Source organism: Rhizobium sp. UGM030330-04 (genome assembly GCF_003208455.1).
In the GTDB taxonomy this organism is placed as follows: Bacteria; Pseudomonadota; Alphaproteobacteria; order Rhizobiales; family Rhizobiaceae; genus Agrobacterium; species Agrobacterium rhizogenes_A.
The window spans coordinates 148,271-174,286 of record NZ_QKML01000013.1; the positions used below are offsets into that span (position 1 = coordinate 148,271).

A 26,016-nucleotide genomic window follows, 5' to 3' on the forward strand; every position below is an offset into this window, starting at 1 on the left:
CTTCCGTCTCGCTCAGATATCGAAAAACACGGTTTCGCCTTCGCCCTGAAGGCGGATATCGAAACGATAGACGTTGCCTTCCTCCTTTTGGGCGACAAGCGTGGCGATGCGGCTCTTCTGTTCGACGCGGGCCAGAACCGGGTCGGCCGCATTGGCCTTCTGTTCTTCCGGAAAATACATGCGGGTCTGCAGGCCGATATTGATGCCGCGCGCGACGATCCAGAAGGTGATGTGCGGCGCCATCGGCCGACCGTCGCGGAACGGCACGGTGCCCGGCTTGATGGTTTCGAAGACGAATTCACCCGTATCCATGTCGCCCGGCGAACGGCCCCAGCCGATGAAATTCGGATCGGCCTTGCCGCGTGTTTCGCTCGGGCTGTTGTAATAACCGTCCGTGTCGGCCTGCCAGATTTCGATCAGGGCGTCCTTCAGCGGCATTCCCGCGCCGTCATAAACCGTGCCGCGCACACTGATGCGCTCGCCGCGAGCCTTGTCGTTATAAAGCGGACCGGACCCCAGATCCTTTTCGAACACGCCTTCGATGCCGACGAAATTGGGCGTGCAGCCGATATGCACATAGGGGCCGGCCGTCTGCGAGGCGGTTTCCTTGAAATAGTTGAGCGGCTGAACCATGGTCAGTTGCCCTCCATGCGGTTTTCGAAAAGGGTCGAGCGGCGACCGCGCAGGACGATATCGAACTTATAGGCCAGCATGTCCATCGGCAGCGTTGCATTCATGTCCAGCGGCGCGATCAGCCGCTTGATGGCATCCTCGTCCGGAATGGTCTTGACGATGGGACATTTCCAGATCAGCGGATCGCCCTCGAAATACATCTGGGTGATCAGCCGCTGGGCAAAGCCGTGGCCGAAGACCGAGAAATGGATATGGGCCGGCCGCCAGTCATTGACCCCGTTCGGCCAGGGGTAAGCACCCGGCTGGATGGTCTTGAACCAGTAATAACCATTCTCATCGGTGATCGTGCGGCCAACGCCGCCGAAATTCGGATCGATGGCGGCGAGATAACTTTCCTTCTTGTGGCGGTAGCGGCCGCCGGCATTGGCCTGCCAGAATTCCACCAGCGCGCCATCCACACCGCGGCCGCGCTCATCCAGCACCCGGCCATGCACCAGAATGCGCGGGCCAACCGGCATTTCGCCGGGGCGGGCATAGTTGAGGATGAGGTCGTTATCCAGCGGGTTCAGCATGCCATGGCCGAAGACGGGGCCGGTGATCTCGCTTTTCGTGCCTTCCAGCGAAATCAGCGCACGCTGCGGCGAGCGCAGGATCGAGGTCTTGTAGCCGGGCGCATAGGCGAGCGGATGAATATCGCGGTTGCGTGCGAAGAACGGCCCGGTTTCGGGCGGCTGGTTGCTCATTTCGTCTCCTCCCCATCGCCAGAATTATCAAGGGAACTATCGGCCTTCATGCTGGCCAGGGCAAGCTTGGCGATCTTGAAAGCATGGTTGGCGGCGGGCACGCCGGCATAGATCGCCACATGCAGCAGTGCCTCGCGGATATCCGCCTCGGTGGCGCCGGTATTGGCGGTGGCGCGCACATGCATGGCCAGCTCCTCATCCTGCCCCAGCGCGGCAAGCAGGGCGATAGTCACCATCGAGCGCTCGCGCTTCGTCCAGTGATTGCCGGACCACACCGTGCCCCAGGCGGCTTCGGTGATGAGCTGCTGGAAGGGCTGGTCGAAGCCGGACGTCATGGTCTGCGCCCGGTTGACATGGGCATCGCCCAGCACCGAGCGGCGGGTCTTCATGCCCTGTTCGAAACGTTCATTCTTGTCGATATGGTCCGCCATCGGTCAATGCTCCGGCAAGGTCTTCAGAAAAATGGAGGCCGCCTGTGTGTAGGCAAGCGGCTGTTCAAGGCAGGGGATGTGTCCGCAGCCGGCGATGGTGACGAAACGGCTTGCCGGGATAAGATCGGCTAGCGACCGCACCAGTTCCGGCGGTGTCGAGCCGTCCTGATCACCCGCGACGCAGAGTGTGGGCACGGCGATGCGGCCCGCTTCATCGGTAAAGTCGGCATCGCGGATGGCGGCGCAGGTGCCGCTGTAGCCGGCCTCCGGCTGCTGCGAAAGCATGTTGCGCGCACCGGCATAGGCGGCATTGTCAGGCTGGCGAAACGCTGGCGTGAACCAGCGCTCCATGACGGGATCGACCAGCGAGGCGAGGCCATCGGCGGCGATCTTGTCGATACGGGCGTTCCACATCTCGGCCGTGCCGATCCTGTGGGCGGTGTTGCTGAGCAGGAGTGCGCGCACCAGATCAGGACGGCGGGCATAAAGCCCCTGCGCAATCAGTCCGCCGACCGACAGGCCCCAGATGATTGCGCCTTTGACGCCGAGATGATCGAGAAGCGCGATCAGATCACCGGCATGATCGTCGATGGAATAGGGAGCGCCTCCGACATCGGAAAGCCCGTGGCCGCGCTTGTCGTGCAGGACATAGGCATAATCATCGCCAAGTGCTTCGGTGACCGCATCCCAGATGCGGAAATCGGTGCCGAGCGAATTGATGAAGGCGATGACCGGCTTGCCGCTGTCCAATCCCTTGACGCGATAATGGATCACGGTCTCGCCGCGGCGCAGAAAATGCATGATGTGCTCCTCCTGCCGGGGATATTGCAAGCCGGTTCCGGTTAAGTAAAATGACATTATCGATGAAAATCATAACCTGTGGATTATACAAGCGATGGTCGACCAGCGTATCAAGTTCCGCCACCTGCAGACTTTCGTGGAGGTGGCGCGGCAGAAAAGCGTCATCCGCGCCGCCGAAATTCTGCATGTCAGCCAACCGGCGGTGACAAAGACTATCCGTGAACTGGAAGAGATTCTCGGCGTGTCATTGTTCGACCGGGAGGGGCGCGGCATCCGCATCAGCCGTTATGGCGAGGTCTTTCTGCGTCATGCCGGCGCGACGATGACGGCGCTGCGACAGGCGGTCGATTCGGTCTCGCAGGAGGCGGCGCGGGCCGGTCCGCCGGTGCGGGTCGGCGCTCTGCCCACGGTTTCGGTGCGGATCATGCCGCAGGCAATGGCCGGTTTTCTGGCGGAAAAGACCGGCAGCCCGGTGAAGATCGTGACGGGCGAAAACGCCGTGCTTCTGGAGCAGCTGCGCGTCGGCGATCTTGACCTCGTCGTTGGCCGTCTTGCCGCGCCGCAGAAAATGGCGGGTTTTTCCTTCGAACATCTTTATTCTGAAAAGGTGCGCTTCGTGGTGCGCGCCGGCCACCCATTGCTGTCACCCGGCCTTTCGGTGTTCGATCACCTGCATGAATATCCGGTACTGATGCCGACGCGGCAATCCGTGATCGGCCCTGTCGTCGAGCAGTTTCTGATCGCCAATGGCGTGCCGGCCCTGCCGATCCGCATCGAAACCGTGTCCGACGCCTTTGGCCGCGCCTTCCTGCGCACCAGCGATGCGATCTGGATCATCTCCGAAGGCGTGGTGGCGGCGGATGTGACGGACGGTATTCTGGCGATCCTGCCGGTTGAAACCGGCGATACCAGCGGGCCGGTGGGGCTGACGGTCCGGGCCGATACGCAGCCCTCGCTGCCGCTGTCGCTGTTGATGCAGGCTATTCGCGAGGCGGCGGGCGAGTTGCTGGATGGGAGGGCGGAGGCTGGCTCTTGAGATGAGGGTGAGGGTCGGAAAAGTCTGAGAAGCTCTCCTCCGTCATTCCGGCCTTGAGCCGGAATCCAGCCACGGCGCGTCTGCGCCGTGAGAAAGGAGTCTTTTGCGATCAAGGACTTGATCGCGCTGGACCCCGGATCGGGTCCGGGGTGACGGACGTGAAACTGGTGCGGATGAACACGCCGCTTGTCTCGTGCTATTTGTCCCGGTGCCCCTAATATGGAAGTCCGACATAATTCTCCGCAAGCGCGGTGGAAGCGGCGCGCGATTGCACGAGGTAATCCAGTTCCGCTTCCTGAATGCGCTGGCCGAAATCCCCCGTATCGGGAAAACGATGCATCATCGTCGTCATCCACCAGGAAAAGCGCACGGCCTTCCAGACGCGGGAAAGCGCTTTCTGCGAATAGGCATCGATGCCGGCTTCAGATTTTTCGCGATAAAACTCGACCAGCGCCTCGCTCAGATAATGCACATCGCTGGCGGCAAGGTTCAGGCCCTTGGCGCCGGTCGGCGGCACGATATGGGCGGCGTCGCCGGCCAGAAACAGCCGTCCGAACCGCATGGGTTCACTGACGAAGGACCGGAGCGGTGCGATGGATTTTTCGAAGGACGCGCCGGTGACCATCACATCCGCATGGTTTTCCGGCAGGCGGCGGCGAATTTCGTCCCAGAAGCGCTCGTCGCTCCAGTCCTCGAGCCGGTCCTCCAGCGAACATTGGATGTAATAACGGCTGCGTGTGTTTGAGCGCATGGAACAGAGGGCAAAACCGCGCGGGTGGTTGGCATAGATGAGTTCGTGGTTGACCGGCGGCACATCGGCGAGAATGCCGAGCCAGCCGAAGGGATAGACCTTCTCGAATTCCTTGATCGCGCCTTGAGGCACGGATTTGCGGCTGATGCCGTGGAAGCCGTCGCAGCCGGCGATGAAATCGCAATCGATCCGGTGGCTTACGCCGTCTTTCTGATAGGTGACATAGGGGCTTGCGCCATCGAAATCATGCGGCTCGACATTTCCGGCGTCGTAGATGGTGACGAGGCCCGCCGCCTCGCGCACATCCATAAGATCATGCGTCACTTCGGTCTGGCCATAGACCATAACGCGTTTGCCGCCCGTCAGATCGAACAGATCGATGCGGTGGTCTCGGCCGTCGAAGGTCAGCGAAAAACCGTCATGCGGCAGGCCCTCGCGGTGCAGGCGCTTGTCCGCACCGACCTTTTCCATCAGCTGCACGGTGCCTTCTTCCAGCACGCCGGCGCGAACGCGGCCGAGGATATAATCCTTGCTGACCCGGTCGAGAATGACGGTCTCGACACCGGCTCCCGCCAGAAGCTGGCCAAGCAGCAGCCCCGAGGGGCCGGAGCCGATGATGACGACCTGTGTGCGCATTGTTTCCTCCCGAACTTGTCTCCGGTCAAGAAATTGACCAAGGCGGGTCACAAGCTCAATGGACTTTCCGGTCCGTAAATTGCATAATCCGACCATCAGGCGCAGGAGTGGGGTGAGATGCGGGTGACTGCCAATGAAGGGCTTTATGGCGAGGAAGCCTTGCAAGGCACCGATTTTCGCTTTCATTGCGAGACGCTTTTTTCGCGAAGCAGCCTGCACCGCTTTGAAATCGGCCTGCACCGTCATGTCGCCTTTCTGCAAATCTTGTACATTTTTGGCGGGGAGGGCGATGCATTGCTGGATGGCCGCATCGAGCCTATCCGCCCGCCAGTCGCCATCATCGTACCGCCGGGCTTCGAACATGGCTTCCGCTTCTCACGCGATATTGGCGGGGTGATTGTCACCATGCTGCCGGGGTCGCTGCCGGCATCCGTGCAGGCGTTGTTGTTGCGGAATTTCCAGCAGCCGGTGCTTTTGCCCTTGCAGGATTTTGCTGAGAAAGACTGTCTGCGCAGCGGTTTTGAACGGATTTCCGCGGAATATGAGGCACGCGAGATCGGTCGCGATGCGATGATCGAAGGCCAGCTCGCCACCGTGGTTGCGCTTCTTTCACGGGCGGCGCGACCGCTTTTGGAAATCAGCGGTGAGGGCCTTGCCGAGCAGCGTTTCGAACGGTTGCTGTCGCTGATCGCCCGCCATATCCGCGAGCCGCAAAAAGCCGGGTTTTACGCAGGGAAACTCGGCCTTTCAGAAACCCATCTCAACCGGCTCGTCCGTTCGGTTTCCGGCCTCAGCCTGCAGCGGCTGATCGCTAAGCGTCAGATCGAGATCGCCCAGCAGGAACTGGTCTTCACGGTTTCCAGCGTGCAGATGATCGCGGAAGGGCTTGGTTTTGCCGATCCCGCTTATTTCAACCGCTTCTTCAGGCGCGAGACCGGCATGACGCCGCGCGCCTGGCGGCTGGAGGAGCAGCGCAAAATGGGCGACATGGGCGCGCGGCTGACACCGTCTCAGTCTCAGACCAGCATTCGCGCCAGTTCCCGCTGAACGGAAAGAAGCGCCGGCAGATAACGCTCCACCAGTTCCTCCATTGAGGCGACTGAAGCGGCAAGCCCGACATTGAGCGCGGCAACCGTCTGGCCGCGCATGGTTTTCAGCGGCACGGCGATGGAGCGAAGACCAATCTCCACTTCCTGATCGATCAGCGCATAACCGCGATGGCCGGTCACCTCAATTTCGGCGAGCAGGGCCTGAATATCGGTGATCGTGTTTTCCGTGCGGGCAACCAGCCGGGAAGCTCCGAGAATGTCGCGCTGCCGCTCGGGTGTTTGTGCGGAAAGCAGAACGCGACCCATGGAGGTGCAATAGGCGGGCAGGCGCGAGCCCGGCATCAGCGCAATGGACATGACCCGCTGTTGCGCGGCGCGGGCGACATAAACGATTTCGGTCTCGTCCAGAATGGAAACCGACGTGCTCTGGCCGATCTCCTCTGAGAGACGGTCGATGAGCGGCTGGACGATCTTCGGCAGCGGCATGGTGGCGAGGCAGCCGGTGCCAAGCCGCAGCACTTTCGGCGTGACGGTGAAGAACTTGCCGTCATAGGCGGCATAACCAAGCTCCGAAAGGGTCAGCAGACAGCGGCGTGTGGTGGCGCGGTCCAGCCCGGCGATCTCGGCAGCGTCGGAGATGGACAGGCGCGGGCGCTCGGCGCTGAAAGCCTCGATCACCCGCAATCCCTTGGCGAGACCGCCCATCATGTCTCTTTCGCTGACGGCCATGTTACGCCTCCATTTGTGCGATATACGAACAAAAATCATATAACGCACAAAACCCTTGCCGTCGAGGCAATTTCGGCCTTACCTCATGGCCAAGCAGCCTTGCCGGTTCCATCCGCCTGGCTGGATGGAGGTTTTGAGAATGGACAAGACAATCAAGAGCGCGGAAGAGGCGCTTTCCGGCATCGGTGACGGTGCGACGATCATGATCGGCGGTTTCGGCGGCTCCGGCGCACCCATCGAGCTGATCCACGCGCTGATCGACAGGGGACCAAAGAACCTGACCGTCATCAACAACAATGCCGGCAATGGCCGTATCGGCATCGCCGCGATGATCGATGCGGGCATGGTCAGGAAGATGATCTGCTCCTTCCCGCGCTCTTCCGATCCGCGCGCCTTTACAGACCGCTATCTGGCCGGTGAAATCGAGCTGGAACTGGTGCCGCAGGGCACGCTCGCCGAGCGCATCCGCGCCGGTGGTGCGGGTATTCCGGCTTTCTACACCCCGACCGGCTTCGGCACGGAACTGGCTGAAGGCAAGGTGATCGCGGAATTCGACGGCCGCTCTTACGTTCAGGAACGCTGGCTGAAGGCGGATTTCGCCATCGTGAAAGCCGAGCTTGGCGATACCTATGGCAACCTTACCTACAACAAGGCGGGGCGCAATTTTAACCCGCTGATGTGCATGGCCGCGAAGACCACCATCGCGCAGGTCTCGAAGATCGTCGCCGCCGGCGAGATCGACCCGGAGCATGTCGTGACGCCCGGCATTTTCGTGAACGGCGTCGTGGAAATTCCCGATCCGCAACAGGAAGAAGTCCTCATTCGTGCGGGAGTAGCCTACGCATGACCCAGACCATCGACACCCGCGAAGACATCAAGCTTTCCAACGCCCAGATCGCATGGCGTGCGGCGCAGGACATCGAAGACGGTGCTTACGTCAATCTCGGCATCGGCTTTCCGGAAATGGTGGCGCGCTACCAGCCGCCCGGTCGACAGGCGATTTTCCATACCGAAAACGGTATTCTCAATTTTGGCGAAGCGCCGCCGGAAGGTGAAGAGGACTGGAACCTCATCAATGCCGGCAAGAAGGCCGTCACATTGAAGCCGGGTGCCGCCTTTTTCCACCATGCCGACAGTTTCGCCATGGTGCGCGGCGGGCATCTGGATGTGGCGATCCTCGGCGCCTATCAGGTGGCGCAGAATGGCGATCTCGCCAATTGGCGCGTCGGCTCCAAGGGCGTGCCGGCAGTGGGTGGCGCCATGGATCTGGTGCATGGCGCCAAGCAGGTCTTCGTCATCACCGAACATGTGACCAAGAAGGGCGAACCGAAGCTGGTGGAAAAATGCAGCTTTCCGCTGACCGGCGTTGGCTGCATCACCCGCATCTATACCAGCCATGCTGTCATCGATGTGGTGGATGGCCGTTTCGTGCTGCGTGAAAAACTGCCGGCGATGACGTTTGAGGAATTGCAGGCCATGACCGGTGCGCCGCTCAGTGTGGATGGCGAGGTAACCGATCTCGTCGCGCCGGAACTTTAAGGCCGGAGCTCTAGATCGGTTTGGCTTTTCTTCGAGAAGCCAAACCGATCTATCTCTTTGATTTTACGTGTTGTCCGGACGTAAAAGCGTTACCGCTTTTGACTCGAAACGCTCTAAGGAAAGACCGATGACCGAAGCCTATATCTGCGATTATATCCGCACGCCCATCGGCCGCTTCGGCGGCGCGCTCTCCTCGGTTCGCGCTGACGATCTCGGCGCGGTGCCGCTGAAGGCGCTGATGGAGCGCAATCCTTCCGTCGACTGGGAGGCTGTCGAGGACGTGATCTTCGGCTGCGCCAACCAGGCGGGCGAGGATAACCGCAATGTGGCACGCATGTCGCTGCTGCTCGCCGGCCTGCCGGTTTCGGTGACCGGAACGACGATCAACCGGCTTTGCGGCTCGGGCATGGATGCCGTCATCGCGGCCGCCCGTGCCGTCAAATCGGGCGAGGCGGAACTGATGATCGCCGGCGGCGTGGAAAGCATGAGCCGCGCGCCCTTCGTTCTGCCGAAGGCGGAGAGCGCCTTTTCGCGCAATGCCGAAATCTATGACACCACCATCGGCTGGCGTTTCGTCAACCCGCTGATGAAGGCGCAATATGGCGTCGATTCCATGCCGGAAACGGGTGACAATGTCGCGGTCGATTATCAGGTCTCGCGGGAGGATCAGGATGCTTTCGCCGTGCGCAGCCAGCAGAAGGCGGCGGATGCGCAGGCCAATGGCCGTCTCGACAAGGAAATCGTCTCGGTGACGATCCCGCAGCGCAAGGGCGATCCGCTTTTCGTCTCCAGAGACGAACATCCGCGTGCGACCAGTCTCGAAGCACTGGCAAAGCTGAAGCCGGTGAACAGGCGCGATGGCGCGACGGTGACGGCGGGCAATGCGTCCGGTGTTAATGACGGTGCCGCCGCGCTCATCATCGCTTCGGCGGAAGCGGCGAAGAAATACGGTCTGACGCCGATTGCCCGCATTCTTGGCGGTGCCGCCGCGGGCGTGCCGCCGCGCGTCATGGGCATAGGCCCGGCCCCTGCCTCGGCCAAGCTTTTGGCACGGCTCGGGTTGAAACAGGAACAGCTTGACGTGATCGAGCTGAACGAGGCCTTTGCCAGCCAGGGCCTTGCGACGTTGCGCCAGCTTGGCATTGCCGATGACGATGCGCGGGTCAACGCAAACGGCGGCGCGATCGCCCTTGGTCATCCGCTCGGCATGTCGGGTGCCCGCATTGCCGGCACGGCGGCGCTTGAACTTGCGCTGACCGGTAAGCGGCTTGCGTTCGCCACCATGTGCATCGGCGTCGGGCAGGGAATTGCCGTGGCACTGGAGCGGGTCTGACGGGACAAGCGGCTTCCGTATCGGGATACAGGCGAGTGCCGTTACGATATGGTGCGGATGCTGCTGTAAAACGGTGCGAATGCCCCCTTAAATGGGTATGAATGTCGCTGCCGCGGTTTCATGACGGTGGTTGGGCCGTTCAGGCCGCTGGCCGACGATTTGCTTGCGTTGGCCCATACCACCCAGCCCACCTACTCCCCCTCATTCCTGTGCTTGTCACAGGAATCCAGCCGACGCGCGTCTGCGCGGCGGAGAGTCTCCTTCAGCCCAAGGACTTGGGCTGGCTGGATCCCTGTGACAAGCACAGGGAGGAGGCGTGATAGACTAGTCGCAGTGGTTAGTCGTGATGGACTGGCAAAGCTGGAACTGTTCAAGCGGCGGCGGGTCGGAATTTTTCCCATGACGCTCCCAGCCATATCCCTTCGCCATATTGGATTCCATCATCATCCGTGACATGTTTTGCGAGATATGACGGAAATCTTTCCGCCTGCGGGAGCCAGCATGAAGCGTCCAACCATCACCGATGTCGCAAAAGCCGCCGGCGTCAGCGTTGCCACCGTCGACCGGGTGCTGAACGGCCGCCTGCCGGTGCGGGAGGAGACCGCGCGGCGGGTGTTCGAGGCGGCGGAGAAGATCGGTTTCCACGCCACCAACATCATCCGCCAGCGTATGCTGGCCGATATGCCGTCCTACAGTCTCGGCATCATACTGCGTAAAGAACGGCACGCCTTTTATCAGACCTTCGCCGATGAGCTGGAGCTTGCGGCGCGCAACATCCGCGATCGCCACCTCAACCTGCGCATCGAATTCGCGCAGTCCGGCGAACCGGGCGAGCTTGCGGCGCTGCTGACCGGAATGAAGGGCCGTGTGCAGGCGGTTGCCGCCACGGGGCCGGACCATCACGATGTCACGGCCGCTGTCGAGGCGCTGAAGGCCAAGGGTATACCGACCTTTTCGCTGCTGTCCGATTTTGCTCAGGGCGTGCGGGAGGCCTATCTCGGCGCCAACAATATGAAGGTTGGGCGCACGGCAGCCTGGATGATTTCGCAGCTGGCGCGCAGCAGGGGCAAGGTACTTCTGCTGCTGGGCGGGCACCGGTTCCACGGCCATTCGCTGCGCGAAACCGGCTTTCGCAGCTACATGCGGGAATATGCGTCGGAATTTGAGGTGATGGATGCCCTCATCACGCTGGAAACGCGTCGCCTGACCTATGAGCTTGTGATGGACACCATCGCCAAGCACGGCGATCTCGTCGGCATCTATTGCATCGGCGGTGGCATGGAAGGGGTGATCGAGGCGCTGCAGCAGGAAAACCGGCACGAAAACATCGTCTGCCTCGTGAATGAACTGACGCCCGAATCCCGTCAGGCGCTGCTGGAAAGGCGCATCAGCGGCGTTTTCCAGACACCATTACGCGAGCTGTGCGCCGACCTTCTGGCCACCATGGTTCACACCATCGAACACGGCATGGCGGAAACGCCGGGACAGCGTTTTGTGCCTGCGCATCTGTGGGTTCCTGAGAGCCTTTGATGGTTTGATGGATTCCATCATAATTCCGGTGTCCGTTTCTATCAGGCTTGATGGTTTCGGCGGTCTCTGACGCGTTGACGCCGGGGCCGGACTAGGAAATCTTGGCCTGCGTGCGGAACGGGCAGGAGGCCGGACCCACGCGACATTAGATTATTTCAAGGCTGTTTGACGCTGCGGGTTTCCTTCGTGGCGAAGGCCAGCTTTTGCCGGAAGGCGGTGGCGGCGCGATGCGCTCAGGCCGGCTCGACCGGTTCTTTTCAAAGGGGTTTGGAGGAGAACGACATGAAAAGACATTTCGCAATTGCAGCTTTCGCCACGATGCTGGCAACGGGCGCATCGGCGCAGACCGTCGGGGTTTCGATGGCCCTGTTCGACGATAATTTCCTGACCGTGCTGCGCAACGGCATGATTGATTATTCCAAGGGCATGAGCGGCGTGTCGCTGCAGGTCGAGGATGCGCAGAACGATGTCGGCAAGCAGCTGAGCCAGGTACAGAATTTCGTCGCCGCCGGCGTTGATGCCATCATCGTCAATCCTGTCGATACGGACGCGACCGTGGCGCTTTCGCAGGCCGCTGCCGCCGCCGGCATTCCGCTCGTTTACGTCAACCGCCAGCCGGTCAATCTCGACAGCCTGCCGGACAAACAGGCCTTCGTCGCCTCCGATGAAAAACAGTCGGGCACGCTGCAGACGCAGGAAGTCTGCCGGCTTTTGAAGGAAGCGGGCAAGACGGAAGCCAAGGCGGTGGTGATGATGGGCGAGCTTTCCAACCAGGCGGCGCGCATGCGCACGCAGGATATCAAGGATGTCGTCGCCACGCCCGAATGCAGCTTCATCAAGCTTGTCGAGGAACAATCCGCCAACTGGTCGCGCACGCAGGGCTCGGACCTGATGACCAACTGGCTTTCAGCCGGCGTTGAGTTCGATGCCGTCATTTCCAACAATGACGAGATGGCCATCGGCGCCATCCAGTCGCTGAAGGCGGCAGGCCGGTCGATGGACAGTGTCATCATCGCCGGCATCGACGCCACGCAGGATGCGCTGGCCGCCATGGCGGCGGGCGATCTGGATGTGAGCGTTTTCCAGAACGCCGCAGGCCAGGGCAAGGGGGCGCTGGATGCGGCGCTGAAACTCGCCAAAGGCGATGCGGTGGACAAGAAGGTCTTCGTGCCCTTCGAACTCGTCACGCCTGACAACCTCAAGAACTATCAGGCCAAGAACTGAGCCATGGTCTTGCCCAGGCGGCTTCTCCGCTCCCGGGGAGTGCCGCCGGGCAGGCCGAACGCGCCGGAGCCGGCAGGATGGCCGGCTCCGGCGACACGACATGAAGCAACCAGCAGCGATTTCCGTGGGAGGAAACCTTGAAGAAACTATTGATGGCGACGGCACTCTGCATCTTCGCGACACCGGCCCTTGCCGAGACCCGTATCGCAGTCTCGATGACGTCTTTCGACAATCCGTTTCTGACGATCCTGCTCAACGGTATCAGGGCCGAGGCCGGACGCGATAAAAACATCGAGCTTCTGGTCGAGGATGCCCAGCTTGATCCGTCGAAGCAGCTTAATCAGGTGCAGAATTTCATCGCCAATGGTGTCGATGCGATCATCGTCAATGCCGTGGATGGCGACGCCACCGCCGCAATCACCAAGGCCGCATCAGCCGCCAAAATTCCGCTGGTGTATGTCAACCATCCGCCGGCCGAACTGGAAACCGGGCTGCCTGACGGCACGGCCTTTGTCGGTTCCAACGAACTCGATTCCGGCACCATGGAAGCTGAAGCCGCCTGCAAGCTGATGGGCGGCAAGGGCAAGGCCGTCATCCTGATGGGACCATTGGAAAACCACGCGGCACTGGTGCGCACCAAGGATGTCGAAACGGTATTTTCCAAACCGGATTGCAAGATCGAAATCCTCGAAAAGCAGACAGCGAACTGGAGCCGCACGCAGGCGCAGGACCTTGTCTCCTCCTGGCTGACGGCGGGCATCCAGTTCGATGCCGTCATCGCCAATAATGATGAAATGGCGATCGGCGCCGCGCAGGCCCTCAAGGCAGCGGGCGTTGCCATGAAGGATGTCGTCATCGCCGGCATCGACGCCACGCCGGACGGTCTTGCCGCCATGCAGGCCGGCGATCTCGATATCACCGTTTACCAGAATGCGACGAAGCAGGGCGAGGTCTCGGTTCAGACGGCGGTGAAGGCCGCCGCCGGGCAAGGCACTGAGAAGACGCTCTGGGTGCCCTTCGAACTCGTCACCCCGGAAAACATGTCCGCCTACGCCAAATAGCCGGGGCTTCTGCCCCGGTCCATCTATCACTCCACTGGAAACAGCCATGAAACATACGCTCGATCCCCACATGTTCCGGCACCTCTCCCTGGCCGAAACCTGCCGCAAGGTCGCAGACCTCGGTTATGAATACGTCGAACTTTCGCCGCGTCCGGATTTTCTCTCCTGGTGGACGAGGCCGAAGGTCTATCCCGAACGGGTCGCCGAATTCAAAAAGGCGCTGAAGGACCATGGTGTCGGCCTCGCCACGCTGCAGCCGATGTATCGCTGGGCAAGCCCTTACCCGGACGAATGGGAGGTGGCGGTCGACAACTGGAAACGCGCCATCGAGATTGCCGTCGAGATGGAATGCCCGATGTTCGTTTCGGAATTCGGCCGTGGCGGCTCGCCGGAGCGCAGCCTTAACGACCGTTCCGGTCTCCACCGCCCGGAGACCTGCGAGGCGCAGTTCTTCCGCGCCATGGATATTCTGGTGCCGATCCTCGAGCGGGAAGGGCTGGTGTTGTCGCTGGAGGCGCATCCCGAAGACTGGCTCGAGGAAATCGCCCCGGCCATCGACATCATCAAGACCATCAATTCCAAGGCGGTAAAGGCCTCCTTCATCGCGCCGCATACGTTCTTTTACGGGCCGGACATGGTGGCGAACCTGCGCGCGACCGAGGGCCATCTGGTGCATGTGCGCCTTGCCGATACCTATGACCACAACAAGTCGTCGCAGCTGCGTTATATCGTCAATCCGCCCGGCTCGAAGGTCCGAGTGCATCAGCATACCGATTTCGGCCAGGGCGAAATCGACTGGGAAACCTTCTTTGCGACGCTTGCCGACATGAAATTCGATGGCGTGCTGTCGAACTGCGTCTTTGCCTGGGAAGACCGCGTCGATGAAAGCGCGCGGTTCATGCTCAGCGAAACCCGGCGATACGTCGCCAAATACTGGAAATGAGGTTTTTCAGATGACTGTGAGAATTGGTGTCGTCGGCACCGGCGCAATCGGGCGTGATCACGCCCGCCGTATCAATCAAGTTCTGGGCGGCGCGAAGATCGTTGCGCTGAGCGACGTCAACCGCGCCTCGGCCGAGGCGGTCAAAAACGACATCGCCCCGGATGCCGTCGTGTTCGCCACCGGCGAAGAGCTGATCGCATCGCCGGACGTGGATGCCGTGCTCGTCACGTCATGGGGCGCAACCCATGAACAATATGTGCTGGCGGCCATTGCCGCCGGCAAGCCGTGCTTCTGTGAAAAGCCGCTGGCGACAACGGCCGAAGGCGCAAGACGCATCGTCGACGCCGAAGTGGCGCATGGCAAACGGCTGGTTCAGGTGGGCTTCATGCGCCGTTATGATGCCGGTTACGTGGCGCTGAAACAGGCCGTGGATAACAGGATCGGCGCGCCGATCATGGTGCATGCCGCCCACCGCAACCCGACGGTCCCGGAGCAATATGTCACGCCCATGGCGATCCACGACACGATGATCCACGAGATCGACGTGCTGCGCTGGTTGCTTGACGATGACTATGTTTCGGCCCGCGTTCTCTTTCCCCGCTCCGCCGCCCGCAGCCATGCCAAACTGAAGGATCCGCAGATCGTCATTCTGGAAACCGCCAAGGGCACGATCATCGACGTCGAAATCTTCGTCAATTGCCACTACGGCTACGATATCCAGTGCCAGGTGGTGGGCGAAGACGGTATTGCCAGCCTGCCGGAGCCGATGTCGGTGCAGACGCGCCTCGGCGCCAAGCTGCAGAACGATATCCTCACCGACTGGAAGGATCGCTTCATCGCCAGCTACGATGTCGAATTGCAGGATTTCATCCACGCGGCGGCAAAGGGCACGGCTTCGGGACCGAATTCCTGGGACGGCTACGTGGCCGCCATCACCTCCGACGCCTGCGTGGCCGCGCAGGAAAAGGACGGGGCGGCTGTTGAAATCAAGCTTCCCATCCGTCCCGCCCTTTATCAGTGAGGTCTTTCATGCGTTTTGCCATCAACCACATCACCGCGCCGAAGCTTTCCCTTGAGGCGTTCTTCGCAACCGCCCGCGAACTCGGCCTTACCGAAGTCGAAATCCGCAACGACCTGCCTGATATCGTCGGCACGGTGGAGCCGGCCGCGGTAAAGGCGGCGGCCGAAAAGGCGGGTGTGACGATCATCTCGATCAATGCGCTTTACCCCTTCAACGTCTGGTCGGGCGACCTGCCTGCGCGGGCCGTCGCGATGGCCGATTATGCGGCGGCAAGCGGCGCGAAAGCGCTGGTCATGTGCCCGCTCAATGACGGCACGGCAGTGTCTTTTGACGATCTCGTCACGGCGCTGAAGGCCATGAAGCCGATCCTTAGGGAACGCGGCCTGATCGGTTTCGTCGAGCCGCTCGGTTTCCCGATCTCTTCGCTGCGCACCAAGGCCGAAGCGATCAGGGCCATCGATGCGGCCGGTGGCGGCGATGTCTACAGGCTGGTGCACGACACCTTCCACCACCATCTCGCAGGCGAGACCGAGTTTTTCCCGGAGCGAACGGGACTGGTCCACATTTCCGGCGTGATCGATCCCGCCGTCTCCGTCGCCGACATGCTCGACGCCCACCGCGTTCTGGTGGATGGCGACGACCGGCTGGAGAATATCGCCCAGATCAGGACACTTGAGGCGGTCGGTTACAGGGGGCCTTACAGCTTCGAACCCTTCGCGACGGAAGTGCACGACCTGAAAGACCCCGCCGCTGCCGTAAAGAGCAGCATCGACCATATCTCCCAGGCGCTCTGACCGCCTTGCCGCCCGCGGTTCGCCGCGGGCGGCGTTTCTTGCGGGGGATTAAAAACCCAAAGAAATCAATTCCGCATTTACGGATGATGCTGTAGTCTTCCGCAGATTAGAGAGCAGCAAACGGGCACGGGTATTCTTCAGATCGACTGCGTGAGGCAGGCTTTCTGCCCGCACCGTCCGAAGAAGAGTGGTTGAATTTCCCCTTTATGAAAATAGACAGGAAAACGACGCTTAAGGACGTGGCGCGGGAGGCGAATGTTTCGCTGAGTACCGCTTCGCATGCCCTCAATGGCACCGCACCCTTGACAGCACAGGTTCGCGAGCGGGTGCTGGAGGCGGCCCGCACGCTTGGTTACCTTGAAAACCGCCGGCAGAAGGCGACTATCGCCACCCTGCGCGTGGTGCTGCTCGCCATGACCAATGATGCCGCGCCGCAGAGCGACCTCAACATGGTCAGCTGGACGATGCTGAACGGCTTCCGTCGCGAATGCGAGCGGCGCGGCATTCGTATCGTTCCCTATGTCAGCGCGACGAGCCGGCTTGATCCGGTCGCTGTGGCGGAGGCTGCCGATGCCGACAATGTCGATGGTATCGTGGTCTTGAATGATGACAGGTCGCAGCTGGTCGAGGCGCTGTCCGCGCTTTCCAGGCCGGTGGTGCTGATCAATGGCGAAGATCCGGCCATGATCGTCGATACGGTGACGGCCGAAAACCGTTTTGGCGCACGGCTCGGTATCGAGCATCTGCTGTCGCTCGGGCACCGCAATATCCTGCATATCACCTGGAAGGGGCGCACGACGATCCGCCGCCGTTATGATGGTTATAGCGACGCCTTTCTGGCGGCTGGCCTGACAGTTCCGGCCGATATGGTCATCGAGGTGGAGAGTTATGAGCCGGAATGGGGCGAGATCGCCATTCGCCGCCTGCTGGCCGAGGAATACCCGCTCAGAAACGCCACCGCCATTTTCTGCGCCGCCGACAATCTGGCGCTCGGCTGTCTGAAGGCGCTGACGGAAGCCGGTATCCGGGTTCCCGATGATGTCTCGGTGCTGGGTTTCGACGATATCATGCCGGCCGCCTTCAGCGCGCCGCCGCTCAGCACCATCCAGCTGCCGGCCGACCGGCTGGGCGGGGCGGCGCTTTCGCTGCTGGAGCAGCGGCTTGTGGCGGCCGATCCGACGCGTCCGGCGCACCGGCTGGAACTTGGCTGTCGGCTGGTTTTAAGGGGCAGCATCGCGCCGCCACCGAAGTAGGGTGATCCAACGCCTCCGGGGCTCGTGGCCATATGTCTTTAGGGCGATTAGCTCTCCTCCCGTCATTCCGGCCTTGAGCCGGAATCCAGCCGACGCGCGTCCGCGCGACGGGAAGACTCCTTTCAGCCCAAAGACTTGGGCTGGCTGGATCCCGGCTCAGGGCCGGGATGACGGGGTGAAAGGAGCACCTGTGACATCACCAAGCCAACGGTGAAGTCAGGGTTTCAACGCGAGTGTCCATAATCCCCTTTACTTCATCCCCGTGCCGGCAATTCCCGTCGTGATGTAGCGCTGCAGGAACAGGAAGACGACGGTGACAGGTGCCAGGCTGAGGAAGGTCATGGCGAGAATATAGTGCCATTGCACCGAGAACTCGCCCTGGAAGGCGTTCAGCCCCACCTGCAGCGTGAAGTTTTCGCGGCTGCTGAGAACGATTAGCGGCCAGAGGAAGTCGTTCCAGCGCCAGAGAACCGAGAAGATGGCGAGAACCGCAAGTGCCGGCGCCGTCAGCGGCAGGATGATGCGCCAGAAGATGCGAAATTCGCTGGCGGCATCGACGCGGGCCGCCTCGATCAGCTCATCGGGAATGGTCAGCATATATTGCCTGAGCAGGAACACGCCGGTTGGTGTGGCCACGGTAGGGATGATGACGCCCCAGAGATTGTCGACGAGGCCGACACCGACGATGACGAGATATGCCGGCACCATGACGACGGTGAGCGGGATCATCAGGGTGGAGATGATCAGCACGAAGATCGCCTTCTCGCCGCGGAAGCGGTATTTCGACAGCGCAAAGGCTGCCATGGCATTGACGATCAGCGTCAGGATAGTCGCCACGAAAGTGACGAAGACCGAGTTCTTGAGGAAGGTCAAAAAGCTGAACCGGGTGAGCGGATCGGTGAAGTTTTCCGTTGCAATGGTCAGTTTCTGGACGGGCGTTATTTCCCGTGTATCGACGCTGACCGGCGGGCCGGGATTGGCCGGATCGACCATCTGGGCCTTGAGGCCAACGCGGCGGACCATGGCCATTTCCCGCTCCACACCATCGATGGTGGCTTTCCACAGGCTGAGCTGTTTGTCGTAACCTGGCACCTCCACCTGCACGGCGGCGCGCGGCAGAAGGCTTGGCGGAAACCGGGTGATTTCGGCTTCCGGTTTCAGCGATGACATGGCGGCCCAGACGACCGGGATGAGGACGGCGAGCGTGCCGCCGATGAGCCAGACCCACGACAGGATATCGGTAAGGCCGATCCGGCCGGGGCGGCGGGTGCGCGTGAGGAAGGAGACGGCGTTGGACATGGTCAGGACTCCATCTTTTTGCCGAGGCGCAGCTGCACGAGGGTGAGTGCGAGAAGCACAAGACCCATCAGAACCGATGCGGCAGACGCAAGGCCGAACAGCCTGAGATCGCTGCCGAAGGCCATCTGGTAGATATATTGAACGACGAATGTATTGGCTGTGCCCGGTCCGCCGCCGTTGGTAAGAACCCAAGCTTCATCAAAGATTTGCACCGATCTGATCATCAGCAAGATGAACACGACGAGCAGGTTTGGGCCGAGAAGCGGCAGGGTGATGCGGAAAAGCGTGCGCCGGGGTGAGGCGGCGTCGATGGCGGCGGCTTCATAAAGGTCCTTCGGGATGGCCTGAAGGCCGGCCAGCAGGATCAGCGTATAAAAGCCCATATGGAACCAGACCGAGACCACCACGACGAAGAAACGCGACCAGCCGACATCCAGCAGGAAGATTTCCGGCGGTACGCCGAGCATCTGGAAAAAGGCGTTCAGCAGGCCGTTGCGGTCGAGGAACCATTTCCAGATGAGGCCGATGACGACGGGCGACAGCAGGACGGGATAAAAGAACATGGCGCGGAAGAAACCGCGCGCGGCAATCGCCCGGTTGAGGATGAGGGCGGTGATGAGCGCAACCAGCAGCGTGGCGACGACATTGAAGCCGACGAACCACAGCGTGTTCCAGATCGCCGTCCAGAACAGCGATTCCCGGCAGCTTCCGGGGTCCATGTAACTCTGGCAATCCAGCAGCTTACCGAAATTCTCCAGCCCGACGAAGGGACGGTCGGTGATGAGAAGTTCGGTGCCGCCGGTAAAGGCGTAACCGACGGCAATCGCAATCGGCAGGAAGGTGAAGATGCCGAAGAGAACGAGGTTCGGCATCAGGAAAATATAGGGCATGCGCCTTTTGCCGATCAGCCGCTCGATGAAGTTGAGCGGCACTTCGGCAATCGCCATCACGGCATCGAGCGCACGGTCGGACAGTCTCGCAAGCGTCGGATTGGCCATGCTAACCTCTCCCTTCGCTGCCGAGGCGCGGCAGCGCCAGTTCCGTTACGGGATCGAAGACATGCACCTTTTCCCGCGACGGCATGATCTTCAGCACAGAGCCGGAAGCGGGGGCGAAATGGCCGGCCTGATGCACGATGATCTGCTCTTTCTCGCCCTGGAGGTTGCCGTAGAGATAGGTCTCGGTGCCGAGGCTTTCGTGATACTGCACCTCGAAGGGCAGGCCGGCATTGTCGGTGATGGTGAAATGCGAAGGGCGGATGCCCGCCAGAACCGCCTGTCCGGGGCTGACGGTTGCCGGGTCGACAAGGCAGGGCAGGGAGACGCCATAACCGGCGTCGATGGCGATGCTGCCGTCGCTGCCGTCGCTGCCCTTGGTGATGGTGCCCTTCAGCATGTTCATGCGCGGCGAGCCGAGGAAGCCGGCAACAAAGAGGTTGCGCGGATTGTCGAAAAGCTGAAGCGGGCTGCCCACCTGCTCGATGCATCCGGCACGCAGCACCACGATCTTGTCGGCCATGGTCATGGCTTCCACCTGATCGTGGGTGACATAGATCATCGTCGTCTTGATATCGCGGTGCAGGCGGGTGATTTCGGCGCGTGTCTGCACGCGCAGCGCCGCATCGAGGTTCGACAGCGGCTCATCAAACAGGAAGATGTCAGGCTCGCGCACGATGGCGCGGCCGATGGCGACGCGCTGGCGCTGGCCGCCGGAAAGCTGTTTCGGCTTGCGGTCGAGATAGGGCTCGATGGCGAGCATCCGCGCCGCCTCGTTGATGCGGCTTTCGATTTCCGCCCGCTTGAAACGCAGGTTTTCCAGACCGAAGGCAAGGTTCTTGCGCACGCTCATATGCGGATAAAGCGCGTAGGACTGGAACACCATGGCGATCTTGCGCTCGGCGGGAGACAGCGCGCTGACATCGCGCCCGCCAATGCCGATGGTGCCTGACGTGACATCCTCAAGGCCAGCGATGATGCGCAGCAGCGTCGACTTTCCGCAGCCCGAGGGGCCGACGAAAACGACGAACTCGCCGTCTTCAATATCGAGGTCGATGTCATGCAGCACATGAACGGCGCCGAAGGCCTTGTTGAGGTTTTCCAGTTTCAGACTTCCCATTACCTGCTCCCTTCGGACAAGTTCGTCGTCGCGACGATCTCTTGGCTGTTCCAGCCCTCGGGCAAGGGCGTCGTTCTTTTAATGGCGACATCATGCGCCGCAAATCCTTCCACGCCGGCAAGATAGACCGCCGGCATTCCACCGGGGTAATCCTGAAGACCGACGATCCTGCCTTCGGCATCCCGCGTCCAGGCATTGGCGCGGCCGGCGGCATCCGGGCTTGGCGCGATATCCGCGTTGGTGGGGCGCAGATCATATTGCAGGCCGGTACCGAGCTTGCCGGGCCGCTGCGCCAGCGTGATGCGCTCCAGCCTGACATTGTGGATGCCGGCCTTCGACGTGGCGACGAGATTGATTGCGCCTTCCATGGAGCCGCTCAGATCTTCCACGATCAGATTGTCGACGCTGCCGGCCTGACGCTCGGGGCGGCGGTCGACGACCGTGACGGTCACGGCCTCGCCGGAGCCCCAGAAGCCGCCCGGCGTTTCGTGGCACTCGGCCTCGATCCGTGAAAAGCGGATGTTGCGCATGGCGCCGCCATCGCGGGAGAAAAGGCCGATGCCGCGATTGGACTCGACGATCTTGCAATCCTCGAACACCACATTGGTGAAATTGCCGAAGGATTCCGTGCCGAGCTTCAGGGCGCAGCTGACGCTGGAAACAGTGCAGCGGCGAACCGTGATATCATCGCAGACACCGACCGCCTTGCCGTCCGGCCCGGCGCTGGTCTTCAGGCAGATGCCGTCATCGGCAGTCGAGATAAAGCAATCCTCGATCAGCGCGCGCCGGCAGGCATCCAGCACGATGCCATCCGTATTGGGCAGGCGGCGGTCGTTTTCGATGCGGAGGTTGCGGAAATTGAGAACGTCGCAATCGACCATATGCAGCGTCCACATGGGCGAGCCACTGACGAAGAGGTTTTCAAGGCGCACGTTGCGGCAGGCTTCCAGCACCATCACGCGTGGACGCCGTGCCGCCGGGATATAGGTTCCCATCGCCTCGTCATCGCCGGTGATGAAGTTCTTGCCGCCGGCCTCGATCCGGCCGGGGCCGGTGACGGCGATGTCGCTTGCGCCCCGGGCAATGATCATGCCGCGATTGGATTCCTCGGCGATCACCGAAACCGTTGTATGGGCATAGGCCTCATAGTCTGAAATGGGGGTAAGCACCGCATCTTCGGCAAGGTGCAGTTCCACGCCGCTCTTGAGCTGGAGGCCGCCGCTGACATGGCGACCGGCCAGAAGCGACACGCGACCGCCGCCCGCTGCCGAAACCGTATCGATCGCCCGCTGGATGTCGGCCGTGGCGTCATGGCCGCCGGCCGTGATGGTGATGTCAGGCTGAACACTCATGATACCTGCGGCCTCTTCAGAAATACGTCGATCAAAAGCAGCATCGTCAGTGCCTGCCCGTAGGGCGTCGGCAGATTGGGAATGCGGCGGTAAAATTCGAGATCATGGCCCATGGGCGTGCCGTCGGAGACGCCGTGAACGACACCTTCGTCGTCAATATTGCCAAGCACTGCCTTCAGCGCGCGGTCGGCATGCGGCCGGTTCTCCTCGCCGAGAATGCCGGCCTCGATGCCGCGCAGAATGCCATAGGCTATACCCGCCGTTGCCGATGTCTCGACCGGCGAGGTCGGGTCATCGAGAAGTGTGTGGAACATGCCGTCCTCGCGCTGATATTGCCTGAGCGACCGCACCTGGCTTGCCAGCACATTGGCGAGGAAACGTTTGTCCTTTTCGCCGAGCGTCGGCACCAGTTCGAAGAGTTCGGGAATGGCAACCGTGATCCAGGAATTGCCGCGCGCCCAGAAGGCATGAGCGAAATTGTGACGGCCGTTGAAGGTCCAGCCGTGATACCAGAGCCCGGTGACGGGATCCGACAGATAACGCGTATGGACCATGAACTGGTAGACCGCCTCGTCGATCCAGTCCTGGCGTTTGCAGACGACGCCGGCGCGGGCGAGGAACAGACATGCCATGAACAGCGTGTCGTCCCATAATTCGCCCTCATTCAGCCGCTCCTTGACGACATGCTGGAAGCCGCCATCTTCGGTTTTCGGCAATTGATGCACCAGCCAGTCGGCCCAGTCTTCCACCAGCGCCCGGAAATCCGGCCGGTCGACATGTTCGGTCAGGATGACGAGCGGCAGCATCGGTGCGGAGCTGTTGATCTGGCGCGGCGGCAGGCCGCGTTCGATCTGCCAGCCATACCATGTCACGAGGTCGTCAAGCGCCTTCCGGTCGTTGGCGGCGAGCGCCCGGCGCAGGAAGCCGTAAAGGCCCACACCCACTTCCCAGTCCCACTCGTCGAACTGGATCTTGCCATCGGAGCTGCCGCTGACCAGACCTTCCTGAATGCCCTTAAGGCGGCTGAAGGCGGCGGCGACATTGTCGATCGTCGTCCTGAGAGTGTCTTTTTCCATGCTTGGCTGGTTCATCTGTCAATTCCGCTTAGGAGTAGAATGGTCGTGCCGCGCCGCCCGATGCGGGGTCGGCACTGTCGAAGGTGATTTCGGGCTGGGGCTGGTCGTGGTCGAAGGCCATGGCCTGTCCGCCGATGGTGAATGCGCCGTCCCAGGTGAGGGTGATATCGGGTCCGCCCGGCGGCGTGACGGAGAGCAGCCGGCTTTCGGCATCGAAGGCGACCCGCGTGGCGAGGATTTTTTCCCGAAAACGGGCAAACTCCGCGACATCCCCGCAGCCGATGATGCCGACCCAGCCGGCGCGGCGGCCGGGCGATCTGATTTCGCGATTGGCGGTGGCGCCTGTGGTGATGGGCTGAAGCCCGTTCGTCGCATAAAGCGCGGCAAAGCCGCGGCCCGAGCGGGTGAAGATCCAGTTGCCTTCCACCAGCACCTCGTCCAGCCCGTCGCGGCCGAGATAGGCATGGGTCCAGTCATTGCGGTGATCGTGCGTATCGAAGATCATCATCGCCAGATCGCGATACTGCGCCACGCGTGGCAGGATGCCGCTTCCCGCCCAATAGGAGGGGCGCTGGGTGCCCCACGGATCGTCTTCGCCGGGATGATTGACCCAGAGCCGCGCCATGGGATGGCCGGCAAGCTTGATATCCATGACGTGTTGCTGATGGCCCTTGTGGCCGGTCTTGTGGTCGACCACGGTGGAAAGCTGGGCGGCCTCGTTCTTGAACAGCACGAGCTTGCCGGGCTCCAGCCCCTGCGCGTAACGCGCCTCGACCATGCGACCGCTTTCCAGCTGGGAAAGGGCGGCAAGATGCGCCGGCGGCAGGTAATCGCCGCAGCAGAACATCGGCAGCGAGGCGACGCCGTTGTTGAGCCAGCCCTGACCGAAGGCGACCTCTGCGAAGGGCGCCAGTTCCGTCAGCGGCCCGGCGCGCAGCTCCTTGTCATAGGCTCTGCCTTGCGAACCGGAGGGGACGCCGCCGAGCGTATGCAGCGCGATCATTTCGAAAATGAGATCGAGCTGGTAGCGCGCGCGTGCTGCAAGCTCCGGTCCGGCCCAATGTTCGATGGCGAGAAGGCCGATGAAATCCACGGGATAATAGGCGGCCGAATTCCATTCGGCGAGGCCATGCGCCTCGACGCTGTCGAACCAGCGCTCCAGCCGCTCAGTGGCGAGCGCGGCCTGTTCTCTGCCGGTGCGGCCGGAGGCGGTGAAGATTGCGTCGGGCAGATAGTGTCCGGCGAGCAGCTGGCTGGTGTGGAAGCAGAGAACATGGTTCTCGCTCCAGAACCACATGACGTCATTGCCGGGTTCGTCCACCCAGTAGCGATAGCCGAGGATCGAGGCGTCGATCCGCGCCCGCATTTCGGCCGGCAGGCGGTCACTATGGGCGCGCACCAGCCAGAGCAGCGGGATCATCACGAAATCGGAGCAGTCCTCGCGCCGGTCGATGGAGCGCAGCGTCGCATCGACGATGCCGCCGATGGTCTTGAAGTCATCGCTGCCGGTGGCGACCATTGCCAGCGCCCGGCCGATGCGCCATGCGCCGAAACGGGCGCTGAAGGAGAGGGCGGCCTTTTTTCGCCCGTTGATATCGGGATTGGAGGTTTCCGGCGCGATATCATGCATGAAGGCGGCGTCGATGACGCGGGTGACTGTTCCCGCACCCGAGCCCATGGTGATCCTGACGCCGTGATATCCGTCCGAAATGCCTGTCGTCCCGGGGATTGTCAGCGTGGATTGCCCGGCCTTCAGCACGGTATCCACTTCCGCCAGCGCTGCGCGTTCATGCCCGTGGCTTTTGACCGCGATGTGCACGGGCAGGTCGCTTGCAGGGGCTGCTCCGAAGACCAGTTCGAGAGCGGTGCCGCAAAACACGTCGCGTGCCGGGCGAACATCGCGCACCAGCGCGGCAAGGCGCTTCGTTTCCTCGCGGTCGAGCGGCACGGGCAACACGATTGTCAGCGGCGTGGGATCGATAACCTCAAGCTCGAAGAACCAGATGATGTCGCGTTCCGCCAGATCCTCGCAGAGCAGCAGCACCTCGTTGTCGCCGGCCGCAAGGTCGAGCGTCACGTCGCTGTTGGTTTCGACATTGCGGATGAAGGGTTCGAAACGCACCTGTTCAGCGCCGTTCACCCAGATGCGGACGCCGCCGCAGGTGCGCAGCCGGAAATGCGCCTTTCTGGCGGCATCGCTGCGGAACGTCCCCTTCAGCCAGCGCTGCACATGGGTGGGAACATGCCAGAAACCGGTGAATTCGACGCGGCGGTTGGAACCCGGCAGGTTGAGGTGAGACACCGCAAAGCCAGTCTTGGGCGCGATGTCGCGGCCGATCATGGTCTGCTGGAAGGCTTTGCGGCAGGGAAGGTCGCCGACATCGACGAAACCATTGATGAAACGGTAATTGACCCGGTCTTCCGCTGGCGCGGGTATGCCCGGAAACGACGTCTCCACCAGATCCGAAACGATCCACGCGGTCACCGTCTCGCCGTCGGCGACGGTATATGTGGGCTGCGACGCATCCGTCGCCAAAGGTCCATCCGTCATAATGGATCGCCTCCCTTCGATCTTTATGAAATTATTTTCACAATTCGATTTTCGCTTTTTCGCGTCGATTTGTGCGATTTATGTAAAACAAACAGCTTGACGTTTATTCTGTCAAG

General features: G+C 61.5%; 24 protein-coding genes. 12 read left to right on the forward strand and 12 right to left on the reverse strand.

From position 1 onward, the window contains the following. Positions 1-12 precede the first annotated feature (12 nt). Genes pcaG through pcaD form a run of 4 tightly spaced genes read right to left on the reverse strand, consistent with a single transcriptional unit; the run spans position 13 to position 2,608 of the window. Positions 13-633: a protocatechuate 3,4-dioxygenase subunit alpha gene (pcaG, locus tag N434_RS19790; RefSeq protein ID WP_110759980.1), complete on the reverse strand. Its 621-nt coding sequence runs from the start codon at positions 631-633 to the stop codon at positions 13-15. A gap of 2 nt (positions 634-635) precedes the next feature. After that, entirely contained in the window at positions 636-1,376 is a 741-nt protein-coding gene (gene pcaH / locus N434_RS19795) for a protocatechuate 3,4-dioxygenase subunit beta (RefSeq protein ID WP_077984025.1), read from the reverse strand. Beyond that, on the reverse strand, positions 1,373-1,807 hold the full coding sequence (pcaC, locus tag N434_RS19800; RefSeq protein WP_065116975.1) for a 4-carboxymuconolactone decarboxylase: 435 nt from the start codon (positions 1,805-1,807) through the stop codon (positions 1,373-1,375). Before pcaC ends, pcaH begins: the two co-directional genes overlap by 4 nt. Positions 1,808-1,810: 3 nt before the next feature. Continuing rightward, positions 1,811-2,608 carry a 3-oxoadipate enol-lactonase gene (gene pcaD / locus N434_RS19805; protein ID WP_110759981.1) on the reverse strand — a complete coding sequence of 266 codons (798 nt, stop codon included), beginning with the start codon at positions 2,606-2,608 and terminating at the stop codon, positions 1,811-1,813. Between the two features lie 94 nt (positions 2,609-2,702). On the opposite strand from pcaD, the gene pcaQ reads away from it, so the two are divergent. Next, positions 2,703-3,644 (forward strand): pca operon transcription factor PcaQ, encoded by a 942-nt coding sequence (gene pcaQ / locus N434_RS19810; protein WP_065116973.1) that lies wholly within the window; start codon positions 2,703-2,705, stop codon positions 3,642-3,644. A gap of 214 nt (positions 3,645-3,858) precedes the next feature. Here the strand turns inward: pcaQ and pobA are convergent, their stop codons facing one another. Continuing rightward, positions 3,859-5,031, reverse strand: coding sequence for a 4-hydroxybenzoate 3-monooxygenase (gene pobA / locus N434_RS19815; protein ID WP_110759982.1), 1,173 nt, complete (start codon positions 5,029-5,031; stop codon positions 3,859-3,861). A 117-nt stretch (positions 5,032-5,148) separates the two neighbouring features. Between pobA and N434_RS19820 the strand changes: the two genes are divergently transcribed. Continuing rightward, the gene (locus N434_RS19820) at positions 5,149-6,078 is read left to right on the forward strand and encodes a helix-turn-helix domain-containing protein (protein ID WP_110759983.1); all 930 of its coding nucleotides are present in this window, start codon (positions 5,149-5,151) and stop codon (positions 6,076-6,078) included. Here the strand turns inward: N434_RS19820 and N434_RS19825 are convergent. Further along, positions 6,048-6,809: an IclR family transcriptional regulator gene (locus N434_RS19825; RefSeq protein ID WP_110759984.1), complete on the reverse strand. Its 762-nt coding sequence runs from the start codon at positions 6,807-6,809 to the stop codon at positions 6,048-6,050. The two genes, N434_RS19820 and N434_RS19825, sit on opposite strands and share 31 nt — an antisense overlap. 139 nt (positions 6,810-6,948) lie before the next feature. Between N434_RS19825 and N434_RS19830 the strand changes: the two genes are divergently transcribed. From N434_RS19830 to N434_RS19880, 10 genes are all read left to right on the forward strand, one after another. Next, positions 6,949-7,656 carry a 3-oxoacid CoA-transferase subunit A gene (locus tag N434_RS19830; RefSeq protein WP_110759985.1) on the forward strand — a complete coding sequence of 236 codons (708 nt, stop codon included), beginning with the start codon at positions 6,949-6,951 and terminating at the stop codon, positions 7,654-7,656. After that, positions 7,653-8,348: a CoA transferase subunit B gene (locus tag N434_RS19835; RefSeq protein ID WP_065116968.1), complete on the forward strand. Its 696-nt coding sequence runs from the start codon at positions 7,653-7,655 to the stop codon at positions 8,346-8,348. Before N434_RS19830 ends, N434_RS19835 begins: the two co-directional genes overlap by 4 nt. A 127-nt stretch (positions 8,349-8,475) precedes the next feature. Continuing rightward, positions 8,476-9,681 (forward strand): 3-oxoadipyl-CoA thiolase, encoded by a 1,206-nt coding sequence (pcaF, locus tag N434_RS19840; protein ID WP_110759986.1) that lies wholly within the window; start codon positions 8,476-8,478, stop codon positions 9,679-9,681. 501 nt (positions 9,682-10,182) lie between these two features. Further along, positions 10,183-11,211, forward strand: coding sequence for a LacI family DNA-binding transcriptional regulator (locus tag N434_RS19850; RefSeq protein ID WP_110760022.1), 1,029 nt, complete (start codon positions 10,183-10,185; stop codon positions 11,209-11,211). A gap of 282 nt (positions 11,212-11,493) precedes the next feature. Then, positions 11,494-12,435 (forward strand): sugar ABC transporter substrate-binding protein, encoded by a 942-nt coding sequence (locus N434_RS19855; RefSeq protein ID WP_110760023.1) that lies wholly within the window; start codon positions 11,494-11,496, stop codon positions 12,433-12,435. 137 nt (positions 12,436-12,572) lie between these two features. After that, positions 12,573-13,496 carry a substrate-binding domain-containing protein gene (locus N434_RS19860; RefSeq protein ID WP_110759988.1) on the forward strand — a complete coding sequence of 308 codons (924 nt, stop codon included), beginning with the start codon at positions 12,573-12,575 and terminating at the stop codon, positions 13,494-13,496. A 46-nt stretch (positions 13,497-13,542) separates the two neighbouring features. Continuing rightward, a complete protein-coding gene (locus N434_RS19865) occupies positions 13,543-14,439 on the forward strand; it encodes a sugar phosphate isomerase/epimerase family protein (protein WP_110759989.1) in 897 nt (298 codons plus the stop codon). Positions 14,440-14,449: 10 nt separating this feature from the next. Next, entirely contained in the window at positions 14,450-15,460 is a 1,011-nt protein-coding gene (locus tag N434_RS19870; RefSeq protein WP_110759990.1) for a Gfo/Idh/MocA family protein, read from the forward strand. An 8-nt stretch (positions 15,461-15,468) separates the two neighbouring features. Beyond that, complete coding sequence (locus N434_RS19875) at positions 15,469-16,254, forward strand: TIM barrel protein (protein WP_110759991.1); 786 nt, start codon at positions 15,469-15,471, stop codon at positions 16,252-16,254. A 206-nt stretch (positions 16,255-16,460) separates the two neighbouring features. Then, the gene (locus N434_RS19880; protein ID WP_174029815.1) at positions 16,461-17,507 is read left to right on the forward strand and encodes a LacI family DNA-binding transcriptional regulator; all 1,047 of its coding nucleotides are present in this window, start codon (positions 16,461-16,463) and stop codon (positions 17,505-17,507) included. A gap of 249 nt (positions 17,508-17,756) precedes the next feature. Here the strand turns inward: N434_RS19880 and N434_RS19885 are convergent, their stop codons facing one another. The 6 genes from N434_RS19885 to N434_RS19910 are packed head-to-tail and all read right to left on the reverse strand — an operon-like array spanning position 17,757 to position 25,900. Continuing rightward, a complete protein-coding gene (locus N434_RS19885; protein WP_110759992.1) occupies positions 17,757-18,806 on the reverse strand; it encodes a carbohydrate ABC transporter permease in 1,050 nt (349 codons plus the stop codon). Between the two features lie 2 nt (positions 18,807-18,808). Next, positions 18,809-19,804: a carbohydrate ABC transporter permease gene (locus N434_RS19890; RefSeq protein ID WP_110759993.1), complete on the reverse strand. Its 996-nt coding sequence runs from the start codon at positions 19,802-19,804 to the stop codon at positions 18,809-18,811. 1 nt (position 19,805) lies between these two features. Beyond that, on the reverse strand, positions 19,806-20,921 hold the full coding sequence (locus tag N434_RS19895; protein WP_110759994.1) for an ABC transporter ATP-binding protein: 1,116 nt from the start codon (positions 20,919-20,921) through the stop codon (positions 19,806-19,808). After that, a complete protein-coding gene (gene pglB, locus N434_RS19900; protein WP_110759995.1) occupies positions 20,921-22,273 on the reverse strand; it encodes a polygalacturonase PglB in 1,353 nt (450 codons plus the stop codon). Before pglB ends, N434_RS19895 begins: the two co-directional genes overlap by 1 nt. Beyond that, positions 22,270-23,364, reverse strand: a complete 1,095-nt coding sequence (gene bglB / locus N434_RS19905; protein WP_110759996.1) for a beta-galactosidase BglB — start codon at positions 23,362-23,364, stop codon at positions 22,270-22,272. Before bglB ends, pglB begins: the two co-directional genes overlap by 4 nt. A 13-nt stretch (positions 23,365-23,377) precedes the next feature. Beyond that, positions 23,378-25,900 carry a hypothetical protein gene (locus N434_RS19910; RefSeq protein ID WP_110759997.1) on the reverse strand — a complete coding sequence of 841 codons (2,523 nt, stop codon included), beginning with the start codon at positions 25,898-25,900 and terminating at the stop codon, positions 23,378-23,380. Positions 25,901-26,016: the final 116 nt, after the last annotated feature.

Bases quoted from the DNA above. Each gene is read 5' to 3' on its own strand.
- pcaG (WP_110759980.1), bottom strand. From the start codon at position 633: ATGGTTCAGCCGCTCAACTATTTCAAGGAAACCGCCTCGCAGACGGCC.
- pcaH (WP_077984025.1), bottom strand. From the start codon at position 1,376: ATGAGCAACCAGCCGCCCGAAACCGGGCCGTTCTTCGCACGCAACCGC.
- pcaC (WP_065116975.1), bottom strand. From the start codon at position 1,807: ATGGCGGACCATATCGACAAGAATGAACGTTTCGAACAGGGCATGAAG.
- pcaD (WP_110759981.1), bottom strand. From the start codon at position 2,608: ATGCATTTTCTGCGCCGCGGCGAGACCGTGATCCATTATCGCGTCAAG.
- pcaQ (WP_065116973.1), top strand. From the start codon at position 2,703: ATGGTCGACCAGCGTATCAAGTTCCGCCACCTGCAGACTTTCGTGGAG.
- pobA (WP_110759982.1), bottom strand. From the start codon at position 5,031: ATGCGCACACAGGTCGTCATCATCGGCTCCGGCCCCTCGGGGCTGCTG.
- N434_RS19820 (WP_110759983.1), top strand. From the start codon at position 5,149: ATGCGGGTGACTGCCAATGAAGGGCTTTATGGCGAGGAAGCCTTGCAA.
- N434_RS19825 (WP_110759984.1), bottom strand. From the start codon at position 6,809: ATGGCCGTCAGCGAAAGAGACATGATGGGCGGTCTCGCCAAGGGATTG.
- N434_RS19830 (WP_110759985.1), top strand. From the start codon at position 6,949: ATGGACAAGACAATCAAGAGCGCGGAAGAGGCGCTTTCCGGCATCGGT.
- N434_RS19835 (WP_065116968.1), top strand. From the start codon at position 7,653: ATGACCCAGACCATCGACACCCGCGAAGACATCAAGCTTTCCAACGCC.
- pcaF (WP_110759986.1), top strand. From the start codon at position 8,476: ATGACCGAAGCCTATATCTGCGATTATATCCGCACGCCCATCGGCCGC.
- N434_RS19850 (WP_110760022.1), top strand. From the start codon at position 10,183: ATGAAGCGTCCAACCATCACCGATGTCGCAAAAGCCGCCGGCGTCAGC.
- N434_RS19855 (WP_110760023.1), top strand. From the start codon at position 11,494: ATGAAAAGACATTTCGCAATTGCAGCTTTCGCCACGATGCTGGCAACG.
- N434_RS19865 (WP_110759989.1), top strand. From the start codon at position 13,543: ATGAAACATACGCTCGATCCCCACATGTTCCGGCACCTCTCCCTGGCC.
- N434_RS19870 (WP_110759990.1), top strand. From the start codon at position 14,450: ATGACTGTGAGAATTGGTGTCGTCGGCACCGGCGCAATCGGGCGTGAT.
- N434_RS19875 (WP_110759991.1), top strand. From the start codon at position 15,469: ATGCGTTTTGCCATCAACCACATCACCGCGCCGAAGCTTTCCCTTGAG.
- N434_RS19880 (WP_174029815.1), top strand. From the start codon at position 16,461: ATGAAAATAGACAGGAAAACGACGCTTAAGGACGTGGCGCGGGAGGCG.
- N434_RS19885 (WP_110759992.1), bottom strand. From the start codon at position 18,806: ATGTCCAACGCCGTCTCCTTCCTCACGCGCACCCGCCGCCCCGGCCGG.
- N434_RS19890 (WP_110759993.1), bottom strand. From the start codon at position 19,804: ATGGCCAATCCGACGCTTGCGAGACTGTCCGACCGTGCGCTCGATGCC.
- N434_RS19895 (WP_110759994.1), bottom strand. From the start codon at position 20,921: ATGGGAAGTCTGAAACTGGAAAACCTCAACAAGGCCTTCGGCGCCGTT.
- pglB (WP_110759995.1), bottom strand. From the start codon at position 22,273: ATGAGTGTTCAGCCTGACATCACCATCACGGCCGGCGGCCATGACGCC.
- bglB (WP_110759996.1), bottom strand. From the start codon at position 23,364: ATGAACCAGCCAAGCATGGAAAAAGACACTCTCAGGACGACGATCGAC.
- N434_RS19910 (WP_110759997.1), bottom strand. From the start codon at position 25,900: ATGACGGATGGACCTTTGGCGACGGATGCGTCGCAGCCCACATATACC.